18 protein-coding genes are annotated in these 21,109 nt (G+C 73.8%); 15 read left to right on the forward strand and 3 right to left on the reverse strand.

The features are described 5' to 3' along the window. The first annotated feature begins 30 nt into the window (after positions 1 to 30). The 9 genes from pucL (at position 31) to JX575_RS04350 (ending at position 9,933) form a co-directional block, all read left to right on the forward strand. Positions 31 to 885 (forward strand): factor-independent urate hydroxylase, encoded by an 855-nt coding sequence (gene pucL / locus JX575_RS04310; RefSeq protein ID WP_186342371.1) that lies wholly within the window; start codon positions 31 to 33, stop codon positions 883 to 885. Beyond that, positions 882 to 1,391: a 2-oxo-4-hydroxy-4-carboxy-5-ureidoimidazoline decarboxylase gene (gene uraD / locus JX575_RS04315; protein WP_186342370.1), complete on the forward strand. Its 510-nt coding sequence runs from the start codon at positions 882 to 884 to the stop codon at positions 1,389 to 1,391. Before pucL ends, uraD begins: the two co-directional genes overlap by 4 nt. Further along, positions 1,391 to 1,711, forward strand: a complete 321-nt coding sequence (gene uraH, locus JX575_RS04320; protein WP_186342369.1) for a hydroxyisourate hydrolase — start codon at positions 1,391 to 1,393, stop codon at positions 1,709 to 1,711. Before uraD ends, uraH begins: the two co-directional genes overlap by 1 nt. Next, positions 1,701 to 3,035 carry an allantoinase AllB gene (allB, locus tag JX575_RS04325; RefSeq protein WP_186342368.1) on the forward strand — a complete coding sequence of 445 codons (1,335 nt, stop codon included), beginning with the start codon at positions 1,701 to 1,703 and terminating at the stop codon, positions 3,033 to 3,035. Before uraH ends, allB begins: the two co-directional genes overlap by 11 nt. Further along, a complete protein-coding gene (locus tag JX575_RS04330) occupies positions 3,032 to 3,871 on the forward strand; it encodes a bifunctional allantoicase/(S)-ureidoglycine aminohydrolase (protein ID WP_186342367.1) in 840 nt (279 codons plus the stop codon). Before allB ends, JX575_RS04330 begins: the two co-directional genes overlap by 4 nt. A gap of 111 nt (positions 3,872 to 3,982) precedes the next feature. After that, entirely contained in the window at positions 3,983 to 5,368 is a 1,386-nt protein-coding gene (locus tag JX575_RS04335; RefSeq protein WP_241005328.1) for an FAD binding domain-containing protein, read from the forward strand. Next, positions 5,365 to 7,740: a xanthine dehydrogenase molybdopterin binding subunit gene (gene xdhB / locus JX575_RS04340; RefSeq protein ID WP_186342366.1), complete on the forward strand. Its 2,376-nt coding sequence runs from the start codon at positions 5,365 to 5,367 to the stop codon at positions 7,738 to 7,740. The genes JX575_RS04335 and xdhB overlap by 4 nt, the downstream gene beginning before the upstream one ends. A gap of 1 nt (position 7,741) precedes the next feature. After that, positions 7,742 to 8,557 carry a xanthine dehydrogenase accessory protein XdhC gene (gene xdhC, locus JX575_RS04345; RefSeq protein ID WP_186342365.1) on the forward strand — a complete coding sequence of 272 codons (816 nt, stop codon included), beginning with the start codon at positions 7,742 to 7,744 and terminating at the stop codon, positions 8,555 to 8,557. After that, entirely contained in the window at positions 8,554 to 9,933 is a 1,380-nt protein-coding gene (locus JX575_RS04350; protein WP_186342364.1) for a guanine deaminase, read from the forward strand. Before xdhC ends, JX575_RS04350 begins: the two co-directional genes overlap by 4 nt. Here JX575_RS04350 and aceB read toward each other — a convergent pair. Further along, positions 9,890 to 11,470, reverse strand: coding sequence for a malate synthase A (aceB, locus tag JX575_RS04355; RefSeq protein ID WP_186342363.1), 1,581 nt, complete (start codon positions 11,468 to 11,470; stop codon positions 9,890 to 9,892). The two genes, JX575_RS04350 and aceB, sit on opposite strands and share 44 nt — an antisense overlap. Positions 11,471 to 11,691: 221 nt before the next feature. Here aceB and JX575_RS04360 point away from each other — a divergent pair, with 221 nt between their 5' ends. The 6 genes from JX575_RS04360 to map all read left to right on the forward strand — a co-directional run bounded on the left by JX575_RS04360 (position 11,692) and on the right by map (position 17,732). Further along, positions 11,692 to 12,783: a substrate-binding domain-containing protein gene (locus JX575_RS04360; RefSeq protein ID WP_241005329.1), complete on the forward strand. Its 1,092-nt coding sequence runs from the start codon at positions 11,692 to 11,694 to the stop codon at positions 12,781 to 12,783. 93 nt (positions 12,784 to 12,876) lie between these two features. Further along, complete coding sequence (locus JX575_RS04365) at positions 12,877 to 13,653, forward strand: ATP-binding cassette domain-containing protein (RefSeq protein WP_186342361.1); 777 nt, start codon at positions 12,877 to 12,879, stop codon at positions 13,651 to 13,653. 20 nt (positions 13,654 to 13,673) lie between these two features. Beyond that, the gene (locus tag JX575_RS04370; protein ID WP_186342360.1) at positions 13,674 to 14,969 is read left to right on the forward strand and encodes an ABC transporter permease; all 1,296 of its coding nucleotides are present in this window, start codon (positions 13,674 to 13,676) and stop codon (positions 14,967 to 14,969) included. An 8-nt stretch (positions 14,970 to 14,977) separates the two neighbouring features. Next, a complete protein-coding gene (locus JX575_RS04375) occupies positions 14,978 to 16,210 on the forward strand; it encodes an ROK family transcriptional regulator (protein ID WP_186342359.1) in 1,233 nt (410 codons plus the stop codon). A gap of 48 nt (positions 16,211 to 16,258) precedes the next feature. Continuing rightward, complete coding sequence (locus JX575_RS04380; RefSeq protein WP_186342358.1) at positions 16,259 to 16,951, forward strand: hypothetical protein; 693 nt, start codon at positions 16,259 to 16,261, stop codon at positions 16,949 to 16,951. A gap of 10 nt (positions 16,952 to 16,961) precedes the next feature. Further along, positions 16,962 to 17,732: a type I methionyl aminopeptidase gene (gene map, locus JX575_RS04385; protein ID WP_186342357.1), complete on the forward strand. Its 771-nt coding sequence runs from the start codon at positions 16,962 to 16,964 to the stop codon at positions 17,730 to 17,732. Positions 17,733 to 17,735: 3 nt separating this feature from the next. Here the strand turns inward: map and JX575_RS04390 are convergent, their stop codons facing one another. Both JX575_RS04390 and JX575_RS04395 read right to left on the reverse strand, forming a co-directional pair. Then, the gene (locus tag JX575_RS04390) at positions 17,736 to 19,886 is read right to left on the reverse strand and encodes an MMPL family transporter (protein WP_186342356.1); all 2,151 of its coding nucleotides are present in this window, start codon (positions 19,884 to 19,886) and stop codon (positions 17,736 to 17,738) included. A 121-nt stretch (positions 19,887 to 20,007) separates the two neighbouring features. Further along, complete coding sequence (locus tag JX575_RS04395) at positions 20,008 to 21,093, reverse strand: hypothetical protein (RefSeq protein ID WP_186342355.1); 1,086 nt, start codon at positions 21,091 to 21,093, stop codon at positions 20,008 to 20,010. Between the last annotated feature and the right edge of the window lie 16 nt (positions 21,094 to 21,109).

Genomic DNA, 21,109 nt, shown 5'->3' on the forward strand with positions numbered 1-21,109 from the left:
ACGACGAGATCACAGGGAGCAGGAGCCGGAATGGGAATCGTGCTGGGACCGAACCGCTACGGCAAGGCCGAGTCGCGGGTGGTGCGGATCGTGCGCGACACGCCGCGCCACGAGATCCGCGACCTCACCGTGTCGACGTCGCTCCACGGTGACTTCGCGGCCGCGCACACCGACGGCGACCAGTCGCAGGTGCTGCCGACCGACACGCAGAAGAACACCGCGTTCGCCCTCGCCAAGCGCCACGGCGTGTCGTCGCCCGAGGACTACGCGATCGCGCTCGGCGCCCGACTGCTCGAGGCCACCCCGGCCGCGGAGGGGGCGGTCGTGCAGGTCGAGGAGCACGCCTGGGACCGGATCCCCGTCGACGGTCACGGCCACGACCACGCGTTCGTGCGGCGCGGCGGCGAGGTGCGCACCGTCGTGGTCGAGCAGTCGCCGGCCGGCCCGACGGTGACGTCCGGGCTGAAGGACCTGGTGGTGCTCAAGTCGACCGGCTCGGAGTTCAAGGGCTTCCTCCGCGACGACTACACGACGCTGCCCGACGCCGACGACCGGATCCTCGCCACGGCCCTGCGTGCCCAGTGGCGCTACCGCGACGGCGCGCAGGTCGACTGGAACGCGGCCCACGACGCGGTGCGTGCGCTGCTGCTGTCGACCTTCGCGACGACCTACAGCCGCGCGCTGCAGGAGACCCTCTACGCCATGGGACGCGCCGTGCTCGAGGCCCACGAGGAGATCGCCGCGATCGCGTTCGCGGCGCCCAACAAGCACCACTTCCTCGTCGACCTCGAGCCCTTCGGGCTCGACAACCCGGGCGAGGTCTTCCACGCGGCCGACCGCCCCTACGGGCTCATCGAGGCCACGGTCGTGCGGGAGGGGGCGTGAGGGACCTCGACGCGTTCAACGCCGCGGGGCGGGAGGACGCCCGGGCGGTGCTGCTCACCTGCCTCGACGCCCCGGGCTGGGTCGACCGCGTGCTGGCCGGGCGGCCCTACGCCGACCTCGGCGAGGTGGAGGCGGCGCTGCTCGCCGCGTCGGCGACGATCGACGACGCCGACCTCGTCGCCGCACTCGCCCGCCACCCGCGGATCGGCGAGCGCGCCGACGCCGACCGGCACGACGCGGAGCACTCCGCCCGCGAGCAGTCGGGCGTCGACCACGCCGACGCCGACCTCGCCCGCCGCCTGGAGGAGGGCAACCGCGCCTACGAGCAGCGGTTCGGCCGGGTCTTCATCGTGCGCGCGGCCGGCCGCAGCGGGCCCGAGATCCTGGAGCACCTGCGGCAGCGCCTCGACAACAGCGACGAGCTCGAGCGCGCCGCGACCGTCGACCAGCTGACCCAGATCGCGGTCCTGCGCCTGCGGGAGCAGCTGGCAGGGACGGTGGCGTGATGGCGTCGTTGAGCACCCACGTCCTCGACACCTCCGCCGGCCGCCCGGCCGCGGGCGTCCGCGTCACGCTGGAGACGGTCGACGGCACGGTCCTCGCGTCGGCCGTGACCGACGCCGACGGACGCGTCGGGGAGCTGGCCAGCGACGTGCCCCGGGGCGAGGCCCGGATCCGCTTCGCCACCGGCGCCTGGTTCGCTGCGGCGGGCGTCGAGGCGTTCTACCCCGAGGTCGCGGTGACCTTCGCCGTCGGCGCCGACGAGCACTACCACGTCCCGCTCCTGCTCAACCCCTACGGCTACTCCACCTACCGTGGCAGCTGAGCTGCTGGTGCGCGCCCGGCGAGCGGTGGTCGGGCGCGTCGAGCGGTCGGCCTCCGTACGCGTCCGCGACGGGGTCATCGTCGGCGTCGCGGCCCTCGACGCCGACGCCGCGGGCGCCACCGAGGTCGTGCTTGACGCGGACGAGGTGCTGCTGCCCGGTCTGGTGGACACCCACGTCCACGTCAACGAGCCGGGCCGCACCGAGTGGGAGGGCTTCGCCAGCGCCACCCGCGCGGCGGCGGCCGGGGGAGTCACCACCATCGTCGACATGCCGCTCAACAGCGTCCCGCCGACCACGACCCTCGCGGCCCTGGAGGCCAAGCGAGCGGTCGCGACCGGGCAGGCGTGGGTGGACGTCGGCTTCTGGGGCGGTGCGGTGCCGGGCAACGTCGCCGACCTGGCCCCGATGCACGAGGCCGGGGTGTTCGGCTTCAAGTGCTTCCTGCTCGACTCGGGGGTCGAGGAGTTCGGCCACCTCTCGCCCGCCGAGCTGGCGGCCGCGATGGGCGAGTCCGCGCGCCTCGGCTCGCTGCTGGTGGTCCACGCCGAGGACGCCGACGAGGTGGGCGAGTGCGCGCACGGCACCACCTACCGCGGCTTCCTGGAGAGCCGGCCCGACGCGGCGGAGGAGCGCGCGGTCGCGCTCGTCGTCGAGACCGCGCGCCGCACCGGTGCCCGCGCGCACGTCGTGCACCTCAGCGCCTCGGGCGCCGTGCCGGCCCTGCGGGCCGCCCGCACCGCCGGGGTCGACGTGTCGGTGGAGACCTGCCCCCACTACCTGCACTTCGACGCCGCCTCGGTCGCCGACGGCGCCACCGAGCTCAAGTGCTGCCCGCCGATCCGGGGCGCGGCCAACCGCGACGCGCTCTGGCGGGCCCTGGTCGACGGCGACATCGACCTGGTGGTCACCGACCACTCGCCGTGCACCGCCGACCTCAAGGCCCGCGACACCGGCGACTTCGCCGCGGCCTGGGGCGGGATCGCCTCCCTCCAGCTCGGCCTGCCGGTCGTCTGGACGGGTGCCCGGGAGCGCGGCGTCCCCCTCGCCGACGTGGTCGGCTGGATGGCCACCGCGCCCGCCCGCCGGGTCGGGCTGGCCGCCAAGGGTGAGATCGCCGTGGGGGCCGACGCCGACCTGTGCGTCTTCGCGCCCGACGAGACGTGGGTCGTCGACCCGGCGGCGCTGCACCACAAGAACCCGGTCACGCCCTACGCCGGGCGTACGCTCACCGGCACGGTGCGGGCGACCTGGCTGCGCGGACGCCCGGTCGACCCGGCCGCCCCGCCGCGCGGACGACTGCTGAGGAGAGGGGAGCGGCGATGAGCTACTGGGTGCCGAGGGGCGGGCTGCCGGCGCAGGCCGAGCTGACCACCGGGCAGTCGGGCCGGGCGGTCTTCACCGAGGCCTACGCCGTGCTGCCGCGCGGCACGATGAGCGACATCGTCACCAGCCGGCTGCCCCACTGGGACGACACCCGGCTGTGGGTGCTGGCCCGGCCGCTGTCCGGCTTCGCGGAGACGTTCTCGTGGTACGTCGTCGAGGTGGCGCCGGGCGGGGGCACCGAGCGCCCCGACGACGACCCCGACGCCGAGTCGGTGCTGCTCGTCGTCGACGGCGAGGCGCTGCTGACGATCGACGGCGCGAGCCACCCCCTGGGCGCCGGCAGCTACGCGTTCCTGCCGCCCGGTGCGCGCTGGACGCTGCGCAACGGCGGCGAGGCGACCGCGACCTTCCACTGGATCCGCAAGGCCTACGAGCGCGTCGACGGCGTCGAGGTGCCCGAGGCGTTCGTCGTCCACGAGGACGACGTCACCGCCGAGCCGATGCCCGACACCGACGGGGCGTGGGCCACCCAGCGCTTCGTCGACCCCCTCGACGTGCGCCACGACATGCACGTCAACATCGTCGGCTTCGAGCCGGGCGGCGCGATCCCGTTCCCGGAGACCCACGTCATGGAGCACGGCCTCTACGTCCTGGAGGGCAAGGCGGTCTACCTGCTCAACCAGGACTGGGTCGAGGTGCAGGAGGGCGACTTCATGTGGTTGCGCGCGTTCTGCCCGCAGGCCTGCTACGCCGGCGGCCCGGGACGGTTCCGCTACCTGCTCTACAAGGACGTCAACCGGCACCCGCGGCTTCGTCCGTCCTCTCCCGCGACGTGACCCAGGTCACGTAGCATGGCGGGCGGCAGGTCGTCGTTCGGCATGGACAACCGGCGGCCCGTGACTCCCGAACCATGCGACCGCACTGCGCCACGCACCACGGGGAGGAACGTGCCCGAGCCGCACATCACCGTCAACGGGCGCCCGCGCCCGCTCACCGGCACGCCCGCCCACACCAACGCGCTCGACTTCCTGCGCGGCTGCGGGCTGACCGGCGCCAAGGAGGGCTGCGCGGAGGGCGAGTGCGGCGCCTGCGCCGTCCTGGTCGCCCGGCCCGACGGGCCACGCAGCCGGTGGACGCCGGTCAACGCCTGCCTGGTCCCCGCGCTCGCGCTCGACGGCCAGGAGGTGCTCACCGCCGAGGGCCTGGGCCGACCCGACGACCTGCACCCGGTCCAGTCCGAGCTGGCGGTGCGCGGCGGCTCGCAGTGCGGCTACTGCACCCCGGGGTTCGCCTGCTCGATGGCCGCGGAGTACTACCGGCCCGACCGGGAGGACGGTCCCGGCGGGTTCGACCTGCACGCCATCGCGGGCAACCTCTGCCGCTGCACCGGCTACCGCCCGATCCGCGACGCGGCCCTCGCGCTCGGCAGCCCCGAGCCGGGGGACCCCCTCGCGCAGCGGCAGGCCGCCCCGGCGCCCGGGCCGGTGCCGACCCGCGTCGCCGGGTTCACCCGTCCCGCCGACCTCGCCGACGCGCTCGCGCTGCTGGCGGAGCACCCCGACGCCACGGTGGTCGCCGGGTCCACCGACTGGGGGGTGGAGGTCAACCTGCGCGGACGCCGGGTCGCCCACCTCGTCGCGATCGACCGGCTGCCCGAGCTGCGCGGGATCACCGCCGGCGGACCGGTCGAGATCGGCGCCGCGCTCACGCTCAACGAGGTCGCGGCCGCGCTCGGCGACACCGTCCCGCTGCTGGCCGAGCTGTGGCCGCAGTTCGCCTCGCCGCTCATCCGCAACGGCGCCACCATCGGCGGCAACCTCGCGACCGCGTCCCCGATCGGCGACCTGGTCCCCGCCCTGCTCGCTCTCGACGCGAGCCTCGTGCTCGCGTCCGCCGCCGGCGAGCGGGAGGTGGCGCTGGCGGAGTTCTTCACCGGCTACCGCGAGAGCGTGCTGCGCCCCGGCGAGCTGATCCGGTGCGTCCGGGTGCCGACGCCGCTCGCGTCGCACACCACGTTCCGCAAGGTCGCCAAGCGCCGCGTCGACGACATCTCCAGCGTCGCGGTCGCGATCGCGCTCGAGGTCGTCGACGGCACCGTCGCGCGGGCGCGCGTCGGCCTGGGCGGGGTGGCCGCCACCCCGGTGCGGGCGCGCGCCACCGAGGCCGCCCTGGCGGGCCGGCCGTGGTCGGCCGAGACCGTCGAGGCCGCGGCCGTCGTGCTGGCCGGGGAGGGCACGCCCATCGACGACCAGCGGGCGAGCGCCGCCTATCGCGCGGCGATGCTCGGCAACGCGCTGCGAGCCTGGTGGGCGGAGGGGTGGGGGGAGCGGTGAGCGAGCTGTCCCGGCGCCCCGACGACGCGGTCGTCGGGCTGTCGCTGCCCCACGAGAGCGCCGCGCTGCACGTCACCGGCCACGCGCTCTACACCGACGACCTGGTGCACCGTACGCCCCACGTCCTGCACGCCCACCCGGTCTGCTCGCCGCACCCGCACGCCCGGGTCGTCCGCCTCGATCCCGCGCCGGCGCTGGAGGTGGCGGGCGTGGTGCGGGTGCTGACGGCCGCCGACGTGCCCGGCACCAACGACGCCGGCGTCAAGCACGACGAGCCGTTGTTCCCCGAGATCGCGATGTTCGTGGGGCACGCGGTGTGCTGGGTGCTGGGGGAGACGATCGAGGCCGCCCGCCTCGGCGCGGCGGCCGTGGAGGTCGGCTACGAGCCGCTCCCCGCGGTCGTGGCGCTCACCGAGGCGATCGAGGCCGGGAGCTTCCAGGGCGGCCGGCCGGTCGTCGCGCGCGGCGACGTCGAGCAAGGGCTCGCGGGGGCGGCCCACGTCTTCAGCGGCGTGACCGAGATGAGCGGCCAGGAGCACTTCTACCTCGAGACCCACGCCTCGCTCGCGCTCGTCGACGAGGGCGGGCAGGTCTTCGTGCAGTGCAGCACCCAGCACCCGAGCGAGACGCAGGAGATCGTGGCCCACGTGCTGGGCCTCGACAGCCACCACGTCACCGTCCAGTGCCTGAGGATGGGCGGCGGCTTCGGCGGCAAGGAGATGCAGCCGCACGGCTTCGCCGCGGTGGCGGCGCTCGGGGCCGTCCTCACGGGCCGCCCGGTGCGGCTGCGGCTGAGCCGCACCCACGACATGACGATGACCGGCAAGCGCCACGGCTTCCACGCGCAGTGGCGGGTCGGCTTCGACGGCGAGGACCGGCTCGCCGCGCTCGAGGCGACGCTGACCTCCGACGGCGGCTGGAGCCTCGACCTCAGCGAGCCCGTGCTGGCCCGCGCGCTGTGCCACGTCGACAACGCCTACTGGATCCCCGACGTGCGTCTGCACGGCCGGGTGGCGCGCACCCACAAGACCTCCCAGACCGCCTTCCGCGGCTTCGGCGGACCGCAGGGGATGCTGGTGATCGAGGACATCCTCGGTCGCTGCGCGCCCCTCCTCGGGATCGACCCGGCCGAGCTGCGCCGCCGCAACTTCTACGTCGAGGGCCAGTCCACGCCCTACGGCCAGCCGGTGCGCCACCCCGAGCGGCTCGCCGCCGCCTGGGACCAGGTGATCGCCTCCGGTGACGTCGTACGCCGACGCGCCGAGGTCGAGGCGTTCAACGCCGCCCACCCCCACCGCAAGCGCGGACTGGCGATCACGCCGGTCAAGTTCGGCATCTCGTTCAACTTCACCGCCTTCAACCAGGCGGGGGCGCTGGTGCACGTCTACAAGGACGGGTCCGTGCTGATCAACCACGGCGGCACCGAGATGGGCCAGGGCCTGCACACCAAGATGCTGCAGGTCGCGGCCACCGCACTCGGCGTGCCCCTCGCCCGGGTGCGGGTCGCGCCCACCCGCACCGACAAGGTGCCCAACACGTCTGCGACCGCGGCGAGCTCGAGCACCGACCTCAACGGCGGGGCGGTGAAGCACGCGTGCGAGCAGATCCTGGCCCGCCTGCGCGAGGTCGACGCGGGGCGGGGACTGCCCTGGGCGGAGGTCGTCCGCGAGGCCTACGCCAGCCGGGTGCAGCTCTGGGCGGCCGGCTTCTACCGCACCGAGGGCATCCACTGGGACTCCACGCTGATGCAGGGCCACCCGTTCAAGTACTTCTCCTACGGCGTCGCGGCGGCCGAGGTCGAGGTCGACGGGTTCACCGGCGCCCACCGCACGCGACGCGTCGACATCGTGCACGACGTCGGCGACAGCCTGTCCCCGCTCGTCGACCTCGGCCAGGTGGAGGGTGGCTTCGCGCAGGGCGTGGGCTGGCTGACGCTCGAGGACCTGCGCTGGGACGAGTCGCACGGGCCGGCCCGCGGCCGGTTGACGACGCAGTCGGCCAGCACCTACAAGCTGCCGAGCCTCGGCGAGCTGCCCGACGAGCTCCACGTCGCGCTCCTCGAGCAGGCCGCCGAGACGGGCGTGGTCTACGGCTCGAAGGCGGTCGGCGAGCCGCCGGTCATGCTGGCCTTCGCGGTGCGCGAGGCGCTGCGGGCGGCCGCCGCCGCGTTCGGCCCGGAGGGCACGAGCGTCGAGCTCGCCTCGCCGGCCACCCCCGAGGCGGTGTTCTGGGCGGTGGAGCGCGCGCGGGCCGCGGCTCCCGGCCGGGTCGTCGAGGGCCTGCCCGGCGTCGAGCCCGACCGGCCCGACCCGGCGGCGCCCCCGCTGCGCCCACGCTCCGAGCGGGCCGCCCACGCGGCAGGGGAGGCCTGACGTGCACTGGCTGGCAGCGGTCGGACGGCTCCGCGACGAGCGGCGGGCCGGCGTGCTCGTGACGGTGGCCGGCGTGCGTGGCCACGCCCCCCGCGACCCGGGCGCCAAGATGGTGGTCTCCGCCGACGGCGCGTGGGGCAGCGTCGGAGGCGGCAACCTCGAGGAGACCGCGCTGGCCCGGGCCCGGGCGATGCTGGCCGCGGGCGCCGCCGATCCCGAGCAGCTCGTCCTCGGGCTCACCGACAAGGCACGCACCGACCACGGCCGCCAGTGCTGCGGCGGCGAGGTCACCCTGCTGCTCGAGCCGCTGCCCGTGGTGGGGTCGGTGGCGGTCGTCGGCGTCGGGCACGTCGGCCTCCAGCTGGCCCGCGTCCTGGCCGCCCACGACCTCGACCTCCACCTCGTCGACTCGCGTGCCGCCCAGCTGTCCGAGGAGCGCCTGGCGCTGCCGGGAGACGGTGAGGCGCGGGTGCGGGTGCACCACGCGCCCGTCCCCGAGCTGGTGCTCGGCACGCTCCCGCTCGGCACCCACGTGCTGGTGATGACCCACGACCACGCCGAGGACTTCGCGCTCTGCGACGAGGCCCTGAGGTGCGCCCACCTCGGCTCGATCGGGCTGATCGGCTCGGCCGCCAAGTGGGCGCGCTTCCGCGCGGGCCTGGCGCGGGAGGGACACGACGAGGCGGCACTGGCGCGCATCCGCTGCCCGATCGGCCTGCCGGCAGCGGTGTCCAAGGCGCCCGCCGCGATCGCCGTCTCGGTCGCGGCGGAGCTGCTCGACCTCCTCGCCGCCGACCGAGCCCGGACCCGCGCATGAGCCCTGGCCAGCCGGCCGCCGAGGTCGTCTACCGCGCCCGCGCCTTCGACGCTCCCGACGACCCGTTCACCGTGTCCGGGCCTGCGTTCCGCTACGACGACGACCTCGGCCTGGCCGTCTCGGGCGACGGGGTCATCGTCGACCGCGGCCGGTTCGCCGAGGTCGCCGCGGCCCGTCCGGGTGCGCCGGTGATCGACCTGCGCGCCGGGATCCTGCTGCCCGGCCTCGTCGACACGCACGTCCACTTCCCGCAGGTGCGGGTGATCGGCGCCCTCGGCATGCCGCTGCTGGAGTGGCTGGAGCGGTGCGCCCTGCCGGAGGAGGTGCGCCTCGCCTCGACCGCCTACGCCGCCACGGTCGCCGAGGAGATGGTCGCCGGCCTGATCGCCGCCGGGACGACGACGTCGCTGGTCTTCGGCTCGCACTTCGCCCCGGCGGTCGACGCCCTCTTCGCGGAGGCCGAGCGCTACGGGCTGCGGGTGACGAGCGGGCTGGTGGTCAGCGACCGGATCCTGCCCGAGCCGCTGCTCACCACCCCCGAGCGGGCCCGCGACGACGCCCTCCGGCTGGCGGCGGACTGGCACGCGCGTGGCCGGCTGCGCTACGCCGTGACGCCGCGGTTCGCCCTGTCCGCCTCCGACGCGATCCTGGCGGCGTGCGCCGACGTGCTCGCCGCCGTCGACGGCGCGTTCTTCACCTCCCACGTCAACGAGAACAACGACGAGATCGCCACCGTGGCCGGTCAGTTCCCCCACCGCGCCGACTACGTCGACACCTACGACCACCACGGGCTGCTCGGCGGGCTCGCCGTGCTGGCGCACGACGTGCACCCCACCGACGCCGAGCTCGCCGTGCTGGCCGCCCGGCGCACGGCGGTCGCCTACTGCCCGACGAGCAACTCCGCCCTCGGCTCGGGGATGTTCTCGCTGCGACGCCACGTCGCGGCGGGGGTGCGCGTCGCCCTCGGCAGCGACGTCGGCGCGGGCACCGGCTTCTCGATCTTCAAGGAGGGCCTGCAGGCCTACTTCCTGCAGCACCTCCTCGGTGCCGACGGGCTGCAGCTGACCGCCGGACACCTGCTGCACCTGAGCACGGCGGCGGGCGCCGCGGCGCTCGGGCTCGGCGACGTCACCGGCGACCTCGGCCCCGGCAAGCAGTTCGACGCGATCTGCCTGCGCCCGCGGGTCGGCACCGCGCTCGACATCGGGCTGCGCCACGCCGGGTCGCCGGAGGAGGCCCTCGGCAAGATCTTCGCGCTGGCCCACGACGCCGACGTCGCCGACGTGTGGGTCGGCGGCGACCAGGTCGCCAGCGGCGGGTTCGTCCGCCCGGTCAGTCGCCCCGCGCCAGCAGCACGTCGTACGCCTGCAGGGTGAGGAAGTCGGGGAAGTCGTCGCCGAGCGCGCAGTCGACGAACAGCCGCCGGGCGTCGTCGTCGACCGCACCGCCGAGGGTCTCGAACTCCTCGGCGACCAGCCGCTCGACGAGCTCGCGGGTGATCGCCTCGCCGGAGTCGAGGGTGGCGTCGTTGTGGACCCACTGCCACACCTGCGAGCGCGAGATCTCGGCCGTCGCCGCGTCCTCCATGAGGTGGTCGATGCCGGCGGCGCCGTTGCCGGAGAGCCAGGCGTGGAGGTACTGCATGCCGATCCGGACGTTGCCGCGCAGCCCCGCCTCCGTGCGCTCGCCGGGTGTCGCGGCCACCGCGAGGAGGTCGCCGGCCCGCACGGAGACGTCCTCGCGGAGCACGTCGAGCTGGTTGTCGCGCCCGTCGAGGACCGCGTCGAAGACCTCCGCGCACACCGGCACCAGGTCGGGGTGCGCCACCCACGACCCGTCGAAGCCGGCCCGCGCCTCGCGGGTCTTGTCCTCGCGCACCTTGGCGTAGGCGCGCGCGTTGACCTCGGGGTCGCGGCGGCTCGGGATGAACGCCGCCATCCCGCCGATGGCGAAGGCGCCGCGCCGGTGGCAGGTGCGGACGAGCAGGTCGCTGTAGGCGGTCATCATCGGCGCCGTCATGGTCACCGCGTTGCGGTCGGGCAGGGTGAAGTCGGGGCCTGCGTCGCGGAAGTTCTTGATGATGCTGAAGAGGTAGTCCCAACGGCCCGCGTTGAGCCCGGCCGCGTGGTCGCGCAGCCCGTGGAGGATCTCGTCCATCTCGAACGCCGCGGTGATCGTCTCGATGAGGACGGTCGCGCGCACCGAGCCGTGCGGCACCCCGAGCTCGGCCTGGGCGTGGGTGAAGACGTCGTTCCACAGCCGGGCCTCGAGGTGGGACTCCAGCTTGGGCAGGTAGTAGTAGGGACCGCTCCCCGCCGCGAGCAGCTCGCGGGCGTTGTGGAAGAAGTGCAGGCCGAAGTCGACCAGCGCGGCGACGACCGGGCGGCCGGCGGCGGTGAGGTGGGCCTCGTCGAAGTGCCACCCGCGCGGGCGGGGGAGGGCCACCGGCGCGCTCGCGGGGTCGGCGACGGCGTACTGCCGGCCCTCCGGCGACGTGTACGACAGGCGCCCCCGGACGGCGTCGTGCAGCGTCAGCTGTCCGCCGACGACGTTGCGCCAGTGGGGGGTGTTGGCGTCCTCGAGGTCGGCCAGCCACACCCGCGCTCCGGAGTTGAGGGCGTTGATCGCCATCTTGGGGTCGGTGGGACCGGTGATCTCGACGCGGCGGTCCCGCAGGTCGTGGGGCACCGGGGCGACCCGCCAGTCCGACGCGCGCACCTCGGCGGTCTCGGCGAGGAAGTCGAGTCGGCCGGTGCGGGCGATCTCCTCGCGTCGGGTGCGGCGCGCGGCGAGCAGCTCGTCGCGGCGCTCGTGGAAGCGGGCGTCGAGGCCGGCCACGAAGTCCAGCGCCTCGGGCGTGAGGACCTCCTGCGACCTCGGCACGGACGGGGCGGACACCTCGAGGCCGGTCATGGCCGCCACGCTAGCCGTCGCCGAGCCCGGGTGGTCCAGTCCGGCGGACGCTCGCCCCGCGGGGTTTGGTAACGAACGGGCAACACCGACCCCAGCCGTCTGGACGTGACCTCCGTCACTCCATATGTTGCGTGGCACAACATATGCATGGACGTCCGGCGCTCCCGCGGGTCGACGTGCGAGATCGCTAGGAGGCGGTTCGTGTGAAGCGGAAGCACAGTTTGGTCCTCATCCCCCTGCTCGGCGCCGCCATGGCGCTGACCGCCTGCGGCAACGACGACAGCAGCTCGGGCAACGACACCAGCGACGACAGCAGCAGCGAGAGCAGCAGCGCCGCGGCGACCGGCAAGGTCGGCGTGATCCTGCCCGACACCGAGTCCTCGGTGCGGTGGGAGAGCGCGGACCGTCCCGCGCTCGAGGCCGCCTTCGAGGAGGCCGGCGTCGACTACGACATCCAGAACGCCGAGAACGACGCGGAGCGGATGACCCAGATCGCCGACACCATGATCGGCAACGGCGTGACGGTGCTCGCGATCGTCAACCTCGACTCCGAGTCCGGGGCGGCCATCCAGGAGAAGGCCAAGTCCCAGGGCGTCGCCACCATCGACTACGACCGCCTCACGCTCGGCGGCTCGGCGGAGTACTACGTGTCCTTCGACAACACCGTCGTCGGCGAGCTGCAGGGCCAGGGCCTCGCGGACTGCCTCGGTGACAAGAAGGCCAACATCGTCTACCTCAACGGCTCGCCCACTGACAACAACGCCACCCTCTTCGCCGAGGGCGCGCACAGCGTGCTGGACGAGATGAGCAACTACACGGTGGTCGGCGAACAGGCCGTGCCGGAGTGGGACAACGAGGAGGCCGCCACGATCTTCCAGCAGCTCTACACCGCCGCGGACGGCAAGGTCGACGGCGTGCTCGCGGCCAACGACGGGCTGGGTGGCGCCGCCATCAGCATCCTCGAGGGCAACGGCCAGGCCGGCAAGGTGCCGGTGACCGGTCAGGACGCCACGGTCGAGGGCCTGCAGAACATCCTCGCCGGCACCCAGTGCATGACGGTCTACAAGTCCGCCACGCAGGAGGCGCAGGCGCTGGCCGACGTCGCCATCGCGCTCGCCAACGGCGAGGAGGCAGACACCACGGGCACCACGGTCGACTCCTCCGACGACAGCGAGGTCCCCTCGATCCTGCTCGATCCGCAGGCCATCACCAAGGACAACATCACTGACGTGATCGACGACGGCGGCCAGAAGGCGGCGGACATCTGCACGGGCAAGTTCGCCGACCTGTGCGCCGAGGCCGGCATCTCCTGACCCGGCTGGCGTCGACGGTGTCCGAGCCGCAGCCGGCTCGGGCACCGTCGCGTCCCCGCAGACAACAAACCTCGTCCCGATCGGAGTAGGTCAATGCCGGAACCGCTGCTGGAGCTGCGCGGGGTCAACAAGAGCTTCGGCGTGGCGCACGTGCTGCACGACGTCGACTTCGCCGTCCGCCCCGGACAGGTCACCGCCCTGGTCGGCGACAACGGCGCGGGCAAGTCGACCCTCGTCAAGATCATCGCGGGCATCTACGGCCGCGACAGCGGCAGCTACCTCTTCGAGGGCCGCGAGGTCGACGTGCACGGCCCCCGCGACGTGGCCGCACTCGGCGTCGAGGTCGTCTACCAGGACCTCGCGCTGTGCGACAACCTCGACATCGTCCAGAACATGTTCCTGGGCCGCGAGGAGGTCAAGGGCATCGGCCTCGACGAGGTGACGATGGAGTCGCGCGCCCGCGAGACCCTGTCGTCGCTCTCGGTGCGCACCGTGAAGTCGGTGCGCCAGAGCGTGGCGAGCCTGTCGGGTGGTCAACGCCAGACGGTGGCGATCGCCAAGGCCGTGCTGTGGAACTCCAAGATCGTGCTGCTCGACGAGCCGACCGCGGCGCTGGGCGTGGCGCAGACCCGCCAGGTGCTCGACCTGGTGCGGCGCCTCGCCGACCGGGGCCTCGGCGTGGTGCTGATCTCGCACAACCTGGGCGACGTCTTCGAGGTCGCCGACCGGATCACCGCGCTCTACCTCGGCCGGGTGGCCGCCGACGTCTCGGTGAAGGACGTGACCCACAGCCAGGTGGTCGAGCTGATCACCGCCGGACGCTCCGGGAGCCTCGGCATCTCCGAGAACCCCGCGACCGCGACCGTCTGAGAAGGACCGGAGACCACACCATGACCGATTCAGGCACCGCGACCGACGCCGGCCCCTCGTCGACCGACCCCACCCCCCATGTCGGCTTCGCCGACGACGACGTCCAGGCCGTCACGATCGCCGACTCGGCCCGCGACTACGTCAACCGGCTGCGCGGCGGAGACATGGGCTCGCTGCCCGCGATCTTGGGCCTCATCGTCCTCTTCGTCGTCTTCTCCTCGCTCAACGACCGGTTCCTGACGACCTACAACATGGCCAACCTGGTCGTGCAGGCCGGCTCGATCATCGTGCTGGCGATGGGCATCGTCTTCGTGCTGCTGCTCGGGGAGATCGACCTGTCCGCGGGCGTCGCGGGCGGCGCCTCCGCGACGATCATCGCGCTGATGCTCATCGACTACGACTGGACGTGGTGGCTGGCCACCCTCGCCGGCGTCGCCGTCGGAGCGGTGATCGGCTTCGCCATCGGCGCGCTCGTGTCGGGGCTCGGCATCCCGTCGTTCGTCGTCACGCTCGCGTTCTTCCTGGCGCTGCAGGCGGTGCCGCTGCGGCTGATCGGCTCGGGCGGCTCGCTGCGCTTCAACGACGAGGTGCTGCGCGGGCTGTCGATCAAGAACGTCCCGGTCACCGCCGGCTGGATCGCCGCGGTGCTCATCGTGGTCGGCTTCGCCGCGGTCTCGCTGTGGCGCTACCGCTCGCTCGCCTCCAAGGGCCTGGTCCACCGCCCGCTCGGGCTCGTGCTGATCCGCATCGTCGTGCTGGGGGTGATCGTCCTCGGTCTGACCGCCCTGCTGAGCGCCAACCGCGCGCCCAACCCGGCGCTGTTCACCATCAGCGGCATCCCGTGGGTCGCCCCGGTCGTGATCGCGCTGCTGCTCTTCTGGACCTTCGTGCTGACCAAGACCCGCTTCGGTCGCCACCTCTACGCCGTCGGCGGCAACGCCGAGGCCGCCCGCCGCGCCGGCATCAACGTGCGCCGGGTCAAGATCCTCGCGTTCGTGATCTGCTCCTCGATGGCCGCGATCAGCGGCATGCTCGCGGCCTCCTACACCGGCAAGGTCTCGCCGGGCTCGGGTGGCGGCAACGAGCTGCTCTACGCCGTGGGCGCCGCGGTCATCGGCGGCACCAGCCTCTTCGGCGGCCGGGGCCGGGCGATGGACGCCGTCATCGGCGGCCTGGTGATCGCCACCATCCCCAACGGCCTGGGCCTGCTCAACCAGGCGAGCTACATCAACTTCCTCGTCACCGGCGGGGTGCTGCTGCTCGCCGCGAGCGTCGACGCCGTCTCCCGGCGCCGCCGCTCGTCCGCGGGCGTGTAGGGCCGGGCATGACCACGCGTCGGCGCCCGGGCCTGGGCACCAACCAGGAGCTCGCGCGTCGCCACAACCTGGGCACGGTGCTGCGCCACGTCCACGGCGCCGGCCAGCTCTCGCGTGCCGAGCTGACCGGGCGGATGGGTCTCAACCGCAGCACGATCGCGGCGCTCGTCAACGAGCTCGAGGCGCTCGGCGTCACCGAGCGGGCGCTCCCGCCCGAGGACGCCCCCCGCCAGGGCGCCGGTCGCCCGTCCGCGGGCGTCCGGATCGCCGCCCACGGGCCGTTCGTCATCGCCGTGGACCTCGGGGTCGACCGCGCCGTGGTGGCGCGGATCGGCCTCGGCGGACGGGTGCTGGCGCGCTCGCAGGCGCCGGTCCACAGCGAGGGCGAGGCCTGGCAGGTCGGCGCCGCGGTGGCCGGGCTGATCCGGTGCGTGGTCGCGGACGTGCCCGACACGTCCCCGATGGTCGGCATCGGGATCAGCGTGCCGGGCCTCGTGCGCAGCAACGACGGCCTCATCCGGCTGGCCCCCAACCTGGGCTGGCACGACGTGTCGTTCGGGGGGATCGTGCTGGCCGCCCTGGGCCTCGACGTCCCCGTGTCCATCGCCAACGACGCCGACCTGGGCGCCCTCGCCGAGCACGTGCGCGGCGTGGCGGTCGGGGTGGACGACCTCATCTACGTCACGGGCAACGTCGGCGTCGGCGCGGGCGTCATCACCGGCGGCGTCCGGCTGGAGGGCGCGGGCGGCTACGCCGGCGAGGTGGGCCACCTGCGCTTCAACCCCGCCGGGCGCGAGTGCCACTGCGGCAACCGGGGCTGCTGGGAGACCGAGGTCGGCGCCCACGCGATCGCCGAGGCGATCCACTGCCCCACCGACCGGGTGGCGCAGCTCGGCGAGGTGCTCGACGGGTTCGGCGAGCCGTCGGCGGCGCTGCGCCAGACCGGGACCGCGCTGGGGCACGGGCTGGCCAGCATCGTCAACGTGTTCAACCCCCGCCAGGTCGTGCTCGGCGGCTACTTCCGCTCGCTCTACGCGCTGGTCGGCCCCCAGGTCCAGGCCGGCCTCGCCGACCGCGCGCTCCCGGCGCCGCTGGAGTCGGTGACGCTGACCCTGCCGGGGCTCGACGGCGACTCGTCGCTGCTGGGAGCCGCGGAGATCGCCCTCGAGCCGTTGTTCGTCGACCCGGTGGCCGCCCTCTCCACGGCGCTGGTCGGGGTCGGCGCGCGACTCGCGGGCTGACGGCGGCCGGGGCCGGGCCCGGGCGGCGCAGCCGATAACCTCCTCGGGATGTCCCGCGCCCGTCTGCTCACCGCCTGCCTGCTCGCCGTCGCGCCTGCGCTGTCCGCCTGCATCAACGACGAGCCGACGATCGCGCTGCTCGTCGCAGACGGCGGCGACTCCTCCTCGCGCGCGGTCGACGTCGAGCAGTTCACCGAGCGGGTCGAGGCCACCTGCGACGAGTGCCGGGTGCGGGTCTACGACGCCGAGGGCGACGCCGGGACCCAGAAGAACCAGGCCCGCCAGGCGGAGGCGTCCTCGGCCGGTGCCCTGGTGGTGGTGCCGGTCGACCCCGACGGGCTCGGCACCCTCATCGGCGGCGACCTGCCGGTCGTCTCGCTCGGCGAGCTGGTGCCGGGCTCGGAGGCCTTCGTCGGGCTCGAGAGCGGCGCGCCGCCGTCCCAGCCGGGCAGTGACCTCGAGGCCGCCCGCGAGGTGCTCCGGGGCGAGGAGCGGTCGATGGCCTACGTCCCGACCCGGCAGATGAGCGAGCAGGCCGCCGACGTGGCGGTCGCCTTCCTCGCCGGCGAGCCCGCGGAGGGCGGGGTGGAGGTCGACGGCGTCGAGTCGTGGCTCTACCCCGACAGCGAGGTCACCGTCGACACGCTCACCTCGGTGCTGGTCGCCGACGGTGTGCTCACCATCGACGAGCTGTGCAGCGGCGACACGAGCAAGCGGTGTGCGAGGCTGGGGCTGAGATGATGGCGCCGCGATGATCGAGATCCTCACCCCTGCCCAGGTCGACCGCGCCCGCCGCACCGGCGCGCTCGTCGGCGAGATCCTGCAGACCCTCCGCTCGCGCTGCGAGGTCGGCACCAACCTGCTCGACCTCGACCGCTGGACGGCCGAGATGATCCGAGACGCGGGCGCCGAGTCCTGCTACGTCGACTACGCCCCCTCCTTCGGCAGCGGCCCCTTCGGCCACTACGTCTGCACCTCGGTCAACGACGCCGTGCTGCACGGCCGCCCGCGCGACCAGCGGGTGGCGGACGGCAACCTGGTCAGCCTCGACCTCGCCGTGCGCCTCGACGGCGTCGCGGCCGACTCCGCCATCAGCTTCGTGGCCGGGCAGAGCCGCCCGGCCGGCAGCGTCGAGCTGATCGAGACGACCGAGCGCGCGCTGGCGGCGGGGATCGCCGCGGCGGGCCCGGGCGCCCGGATCGGCGACATCTCGCACGCCATCGGCACGGTGCTCACCGCGGCCGGCTATCCCATCAACCTGCAGTTCGGTGGCCACGGGATCGGCACGACGATGCACCAGGACCCCCATGTCGCCAACGACGGCCGCCCGGGGCGGGGCTACCAGCTGCGCCCGGGCCTGCTGCTGGCGCTCGAGCCGTGGATCATGGTCGACACCGACGAGCTGGTCACCGACGACGACGGCTGGACGCTGCGCAGCGCCACCGGCTGCCTGACGGCGCACAGCGAGCACACCGTCGCCATCACCGACGACGGGGCAGAGGTCCTCACCCGCGTGGGGTGAGGCTCAGTGCACCGTCTCGAGCGGTGCCTCCGCCTCGGCGGGCGTGAGGGGGGCGTCCTCCCGGTCGAGCCTGCTGGGCCACCAGATCCTCCCGCCGAGGTCGAGGTTGAGCGCGGTCACCAGGACCGAGCGGACCACCAGGGTGTCGAGCATGACCCCGAGCGCGACGGCGACGCCGAGCTCGGCGAGGAACACCAGCGGCAGCGAGCCGAGCACGAGGAACGTCGCCGCGAGCACGATGCCGGCGGAGGTGATCACGCCCCCGGTGGAGGCCAGTGCGATCAGCGAGCCGCGGCGGGTGCCGTGCTGCTCGGTCTCCTCCCGCACCCGGGTCATCAGGAAGATGTTGTAGTCGATGCCGAGCGCCACGAGGAACACGAAGGCGAACAGTGGGAACCCCGGGTCGGAGCCGGCGAAGCCGAAGACGTACTCGAAGAGCAGCGCGGAGATGCCGAGCGCCGCACCGAAGGACAGCACGACGGTGGCGATCAGGATGAGCGGCGCGACCAGCGCACGGAGCAACCCGATGAGGATGACCAGCACCACGAGCAGGACGAGCGGCATGATCACCCAGCTGTCGCGCTCGGAGGCGATCTTGGTGTCGAGGTAGAACGCCGAGCCGCCTCCCACGAGGGCGTCGGCACCGTCGACCGCGTGCAGGACGTCGCGCGACTCCTCGACGATGTCGGCCGCGGCGGTGGAGGAGACGTCCGCCTCGATCGTGGCCTCGAACCACGCGCGACCCTCGGACAGGGGCTGCACCTCGCCGGGGGCGCCGAGGCCGTCGATGCCCGCGAGGGCGTCGACCACGTCGGGGGCGCGGTCGGCGTCGGTGACGACCTGGAGGGTGTTGGAGTTGTCGGACAGCCCGTGGTCCTCGAGCAGCCTCTGTCCCTTGATGGAGTCGAACTCCTGGGTGTAGGTGTCCTCGGTGGACAGCCCCGAGGCGTCGAGGCGGAACAGGCCGAGGCACGCCAGCAGGAGCAGCCCCGTGGTGGTCACCCACACCCGGCGCGGGCGGTGGCTGATCCGGCGCCCGACGTGGGCCCAGAGACCGTCGGCGGTGGGCTCGGGGCTGCCGAACGCGGGGCGCTTGGGCCAGAAGATCCAGCGCCCGCAGATCACCAGCAGCGCGGGCAGGAGCGTGAGCATCACGACCATCGTCACCGCGACGCCGATGGCGTTGACCGGGCCGAGCCCGGCGGTCGAGTTGAGCTCGGCGAAGGACAGGCTCAGCATGCCGACCGCGACCGTCGCCGCGCTGGCGAGGATGGCCGGGGCGGCGCGGTGCAGCGCGACGGCCATCGCCTCGTGGCGGTCGGCGTGGCGGCGCAGCTCCTCGCGGTAGCGGGCGACGAGGAGGAGGGCGTAGTCGGTGCCGGCGCCGATCACCAGGATGCTCAAGATGGCCTGGCTCTGGCCGTTGACCGTGAGGCCGGCGTGCTTGGCCAGCAGGTAGACCAGACCCGTCGCGACGGTGTTGGCGACGACGGCGCAGATGATCGGCAGCAGCCACAGCACCGGGCTGCGGTAGGTGAAGAGCAGGATCACCACCACCACGCCGAGGGTGATCAGGATGAGGTCGGTGTCGATGCCCTCGAACGCCTCGGCCGAGTCGGCCGCCTGCCCGCCGTAGCCGGCCAGGTGCACCTCCCCGCCGTCGAGCTGGGCGATGTCACGGATCTCGTCGGCCGCGTCGGGGATGGCGTTCCACCCGTCGCTGCCGAAGTTGAGCACGAAGTAGAGGTAGGCGACCTCGCCGTCCTCCGAGACGAGGGTCGGCACCGGAGCGCCCTTGGCGGCCGCGGCCTCGGCGGCGGCCGGCGTCAGCACCCCGTCGCCGGTCAGGCCGTCGAGCTCGGCGATCTCCGCGCCGTCGGACTCCAGCTGCGCGAGGTCGTCGTCGGTGAGCCCGCCGTCGCGCTGGTAGACCACCAGCGTCGGGATGTCGTTGGGGTCCACCGACTCCGAGAGCTCGTCGAGCACCTGCGTCGACTCCGCCGACTCCGGCAGCCACGACGACGCCTCGTTGTTCTGGACGTCGGCCAGCTGACTCGAGAACATCCCCATGAACCCGGTGATGGCCACCGCGGCGGCGAGGACGATCCACTTCGTGATGCGGCCCGTCAATGACCCTGCGATCCGTCGATGCATGCGTTCCAGAAGAACAGCGGTCGCCGCGCCTGTGCATCCGTAATACCCCCGAGGTCTAGACCAGGTCGATCCCGGGGTCGGCTCCGGGGCCTACCCCCTTGCCCGGCGTCCCCGACGGTCGTCAGCGCGTCTGGAGCTGGAACGGCGACCGGGTGTCCATCGACCCGCGGCGGGGAGCGACGGCGTACTCCATCGAGCCGTCGACGCCGAGGCGGACGACCGCCCAGCGGTCGGCCTGGTAGGTCACCACGAGCACGTGCTCGGCGTCCTCCCACACCTCGTCGAAGTAGGTCGCGGACCGGGCGTCGCGGGCGGAGGCGAACGAGCGCGCCACCGACCCGTCGGCGGTCGAGAGGATGTCGAGGGCACGGGGGCCGAAGCCGTCGGCGTACGCCGGGGTGCCGAGGACGCGGCGGTTGTCGGGCGAGATGTCGGAGAGCTGGTTGTCGCAGGTGCGCCACCGCAGCCGCGACCCGCGCAGCATGGCGCTGCAGGAGCCGGTGTCGCTGAGGGAGGTGATGCCGCCGACCCAGCGTCCCCGGGCGGTGGAGGTCAGGCGCAGCCGCCCCACCCGGTCGACGATGCCGTGCGAGGAGGTGCGCCAGGCGCGGGCGCCGTTGACGTAGACCGTGCAGCCGTTGCTGGTCGCGTCCTCCTTGCAGTCCTCGCCGACCACCGCGACGGCCCGGCCCCGCCCGGCGATCGGGACCGCGGGGAACGACAGCACCCGGTCGCCCGCGTCGTCGATCGACCACACCCTGCCAGCCCGGCCCGAGAAGGCGACCGCCCCGCCCTGCGCCGAGACGGCCAGGCCGTAGCCGGTGCGCCACTCGCGCCGCCCGGGGGAGCCGTCGGCGTCGACCCACCGGGTCCTGGCCGCCGCCCCGCCGACGGACTGGACGACGTAGCCCGACCCCATCGGCGCGAGCTCGACGACCCTGTTGTCCACCGGGGTCCGGGTGCCGTCGGCGCCGTGGACGACGGTCCGGCCCGCGCGCCGCTCGCTCCAGGCGACCGCGGGTGGCGCGCCGCGGTCGAGCCCGCGGACGTCGAGGACCGTCCGCGGAGCGGCACGCTCGGCGCCCCCGGCGGGCGCCGGGCTCGCTGCGGTGGGGGTGGCGAGGGTGAGGCCCAGTGAGAGGGGGGCGACGAGGGTGGCGACGGCGGTCAGGCCGGCAACGAGAGGGATGCGGAGTGAGGTGGTCATGACGAGGAGACGCCCG

Source organism: Nocardioides sp. zg-1228, assembly GCF_017086465.1.
Classification (GTDB): domain Bacteria; phylum Actinomycetota; class Actinomycetes; order Propionibacteriales; family Nocardioidaceae; genus Nocardioides.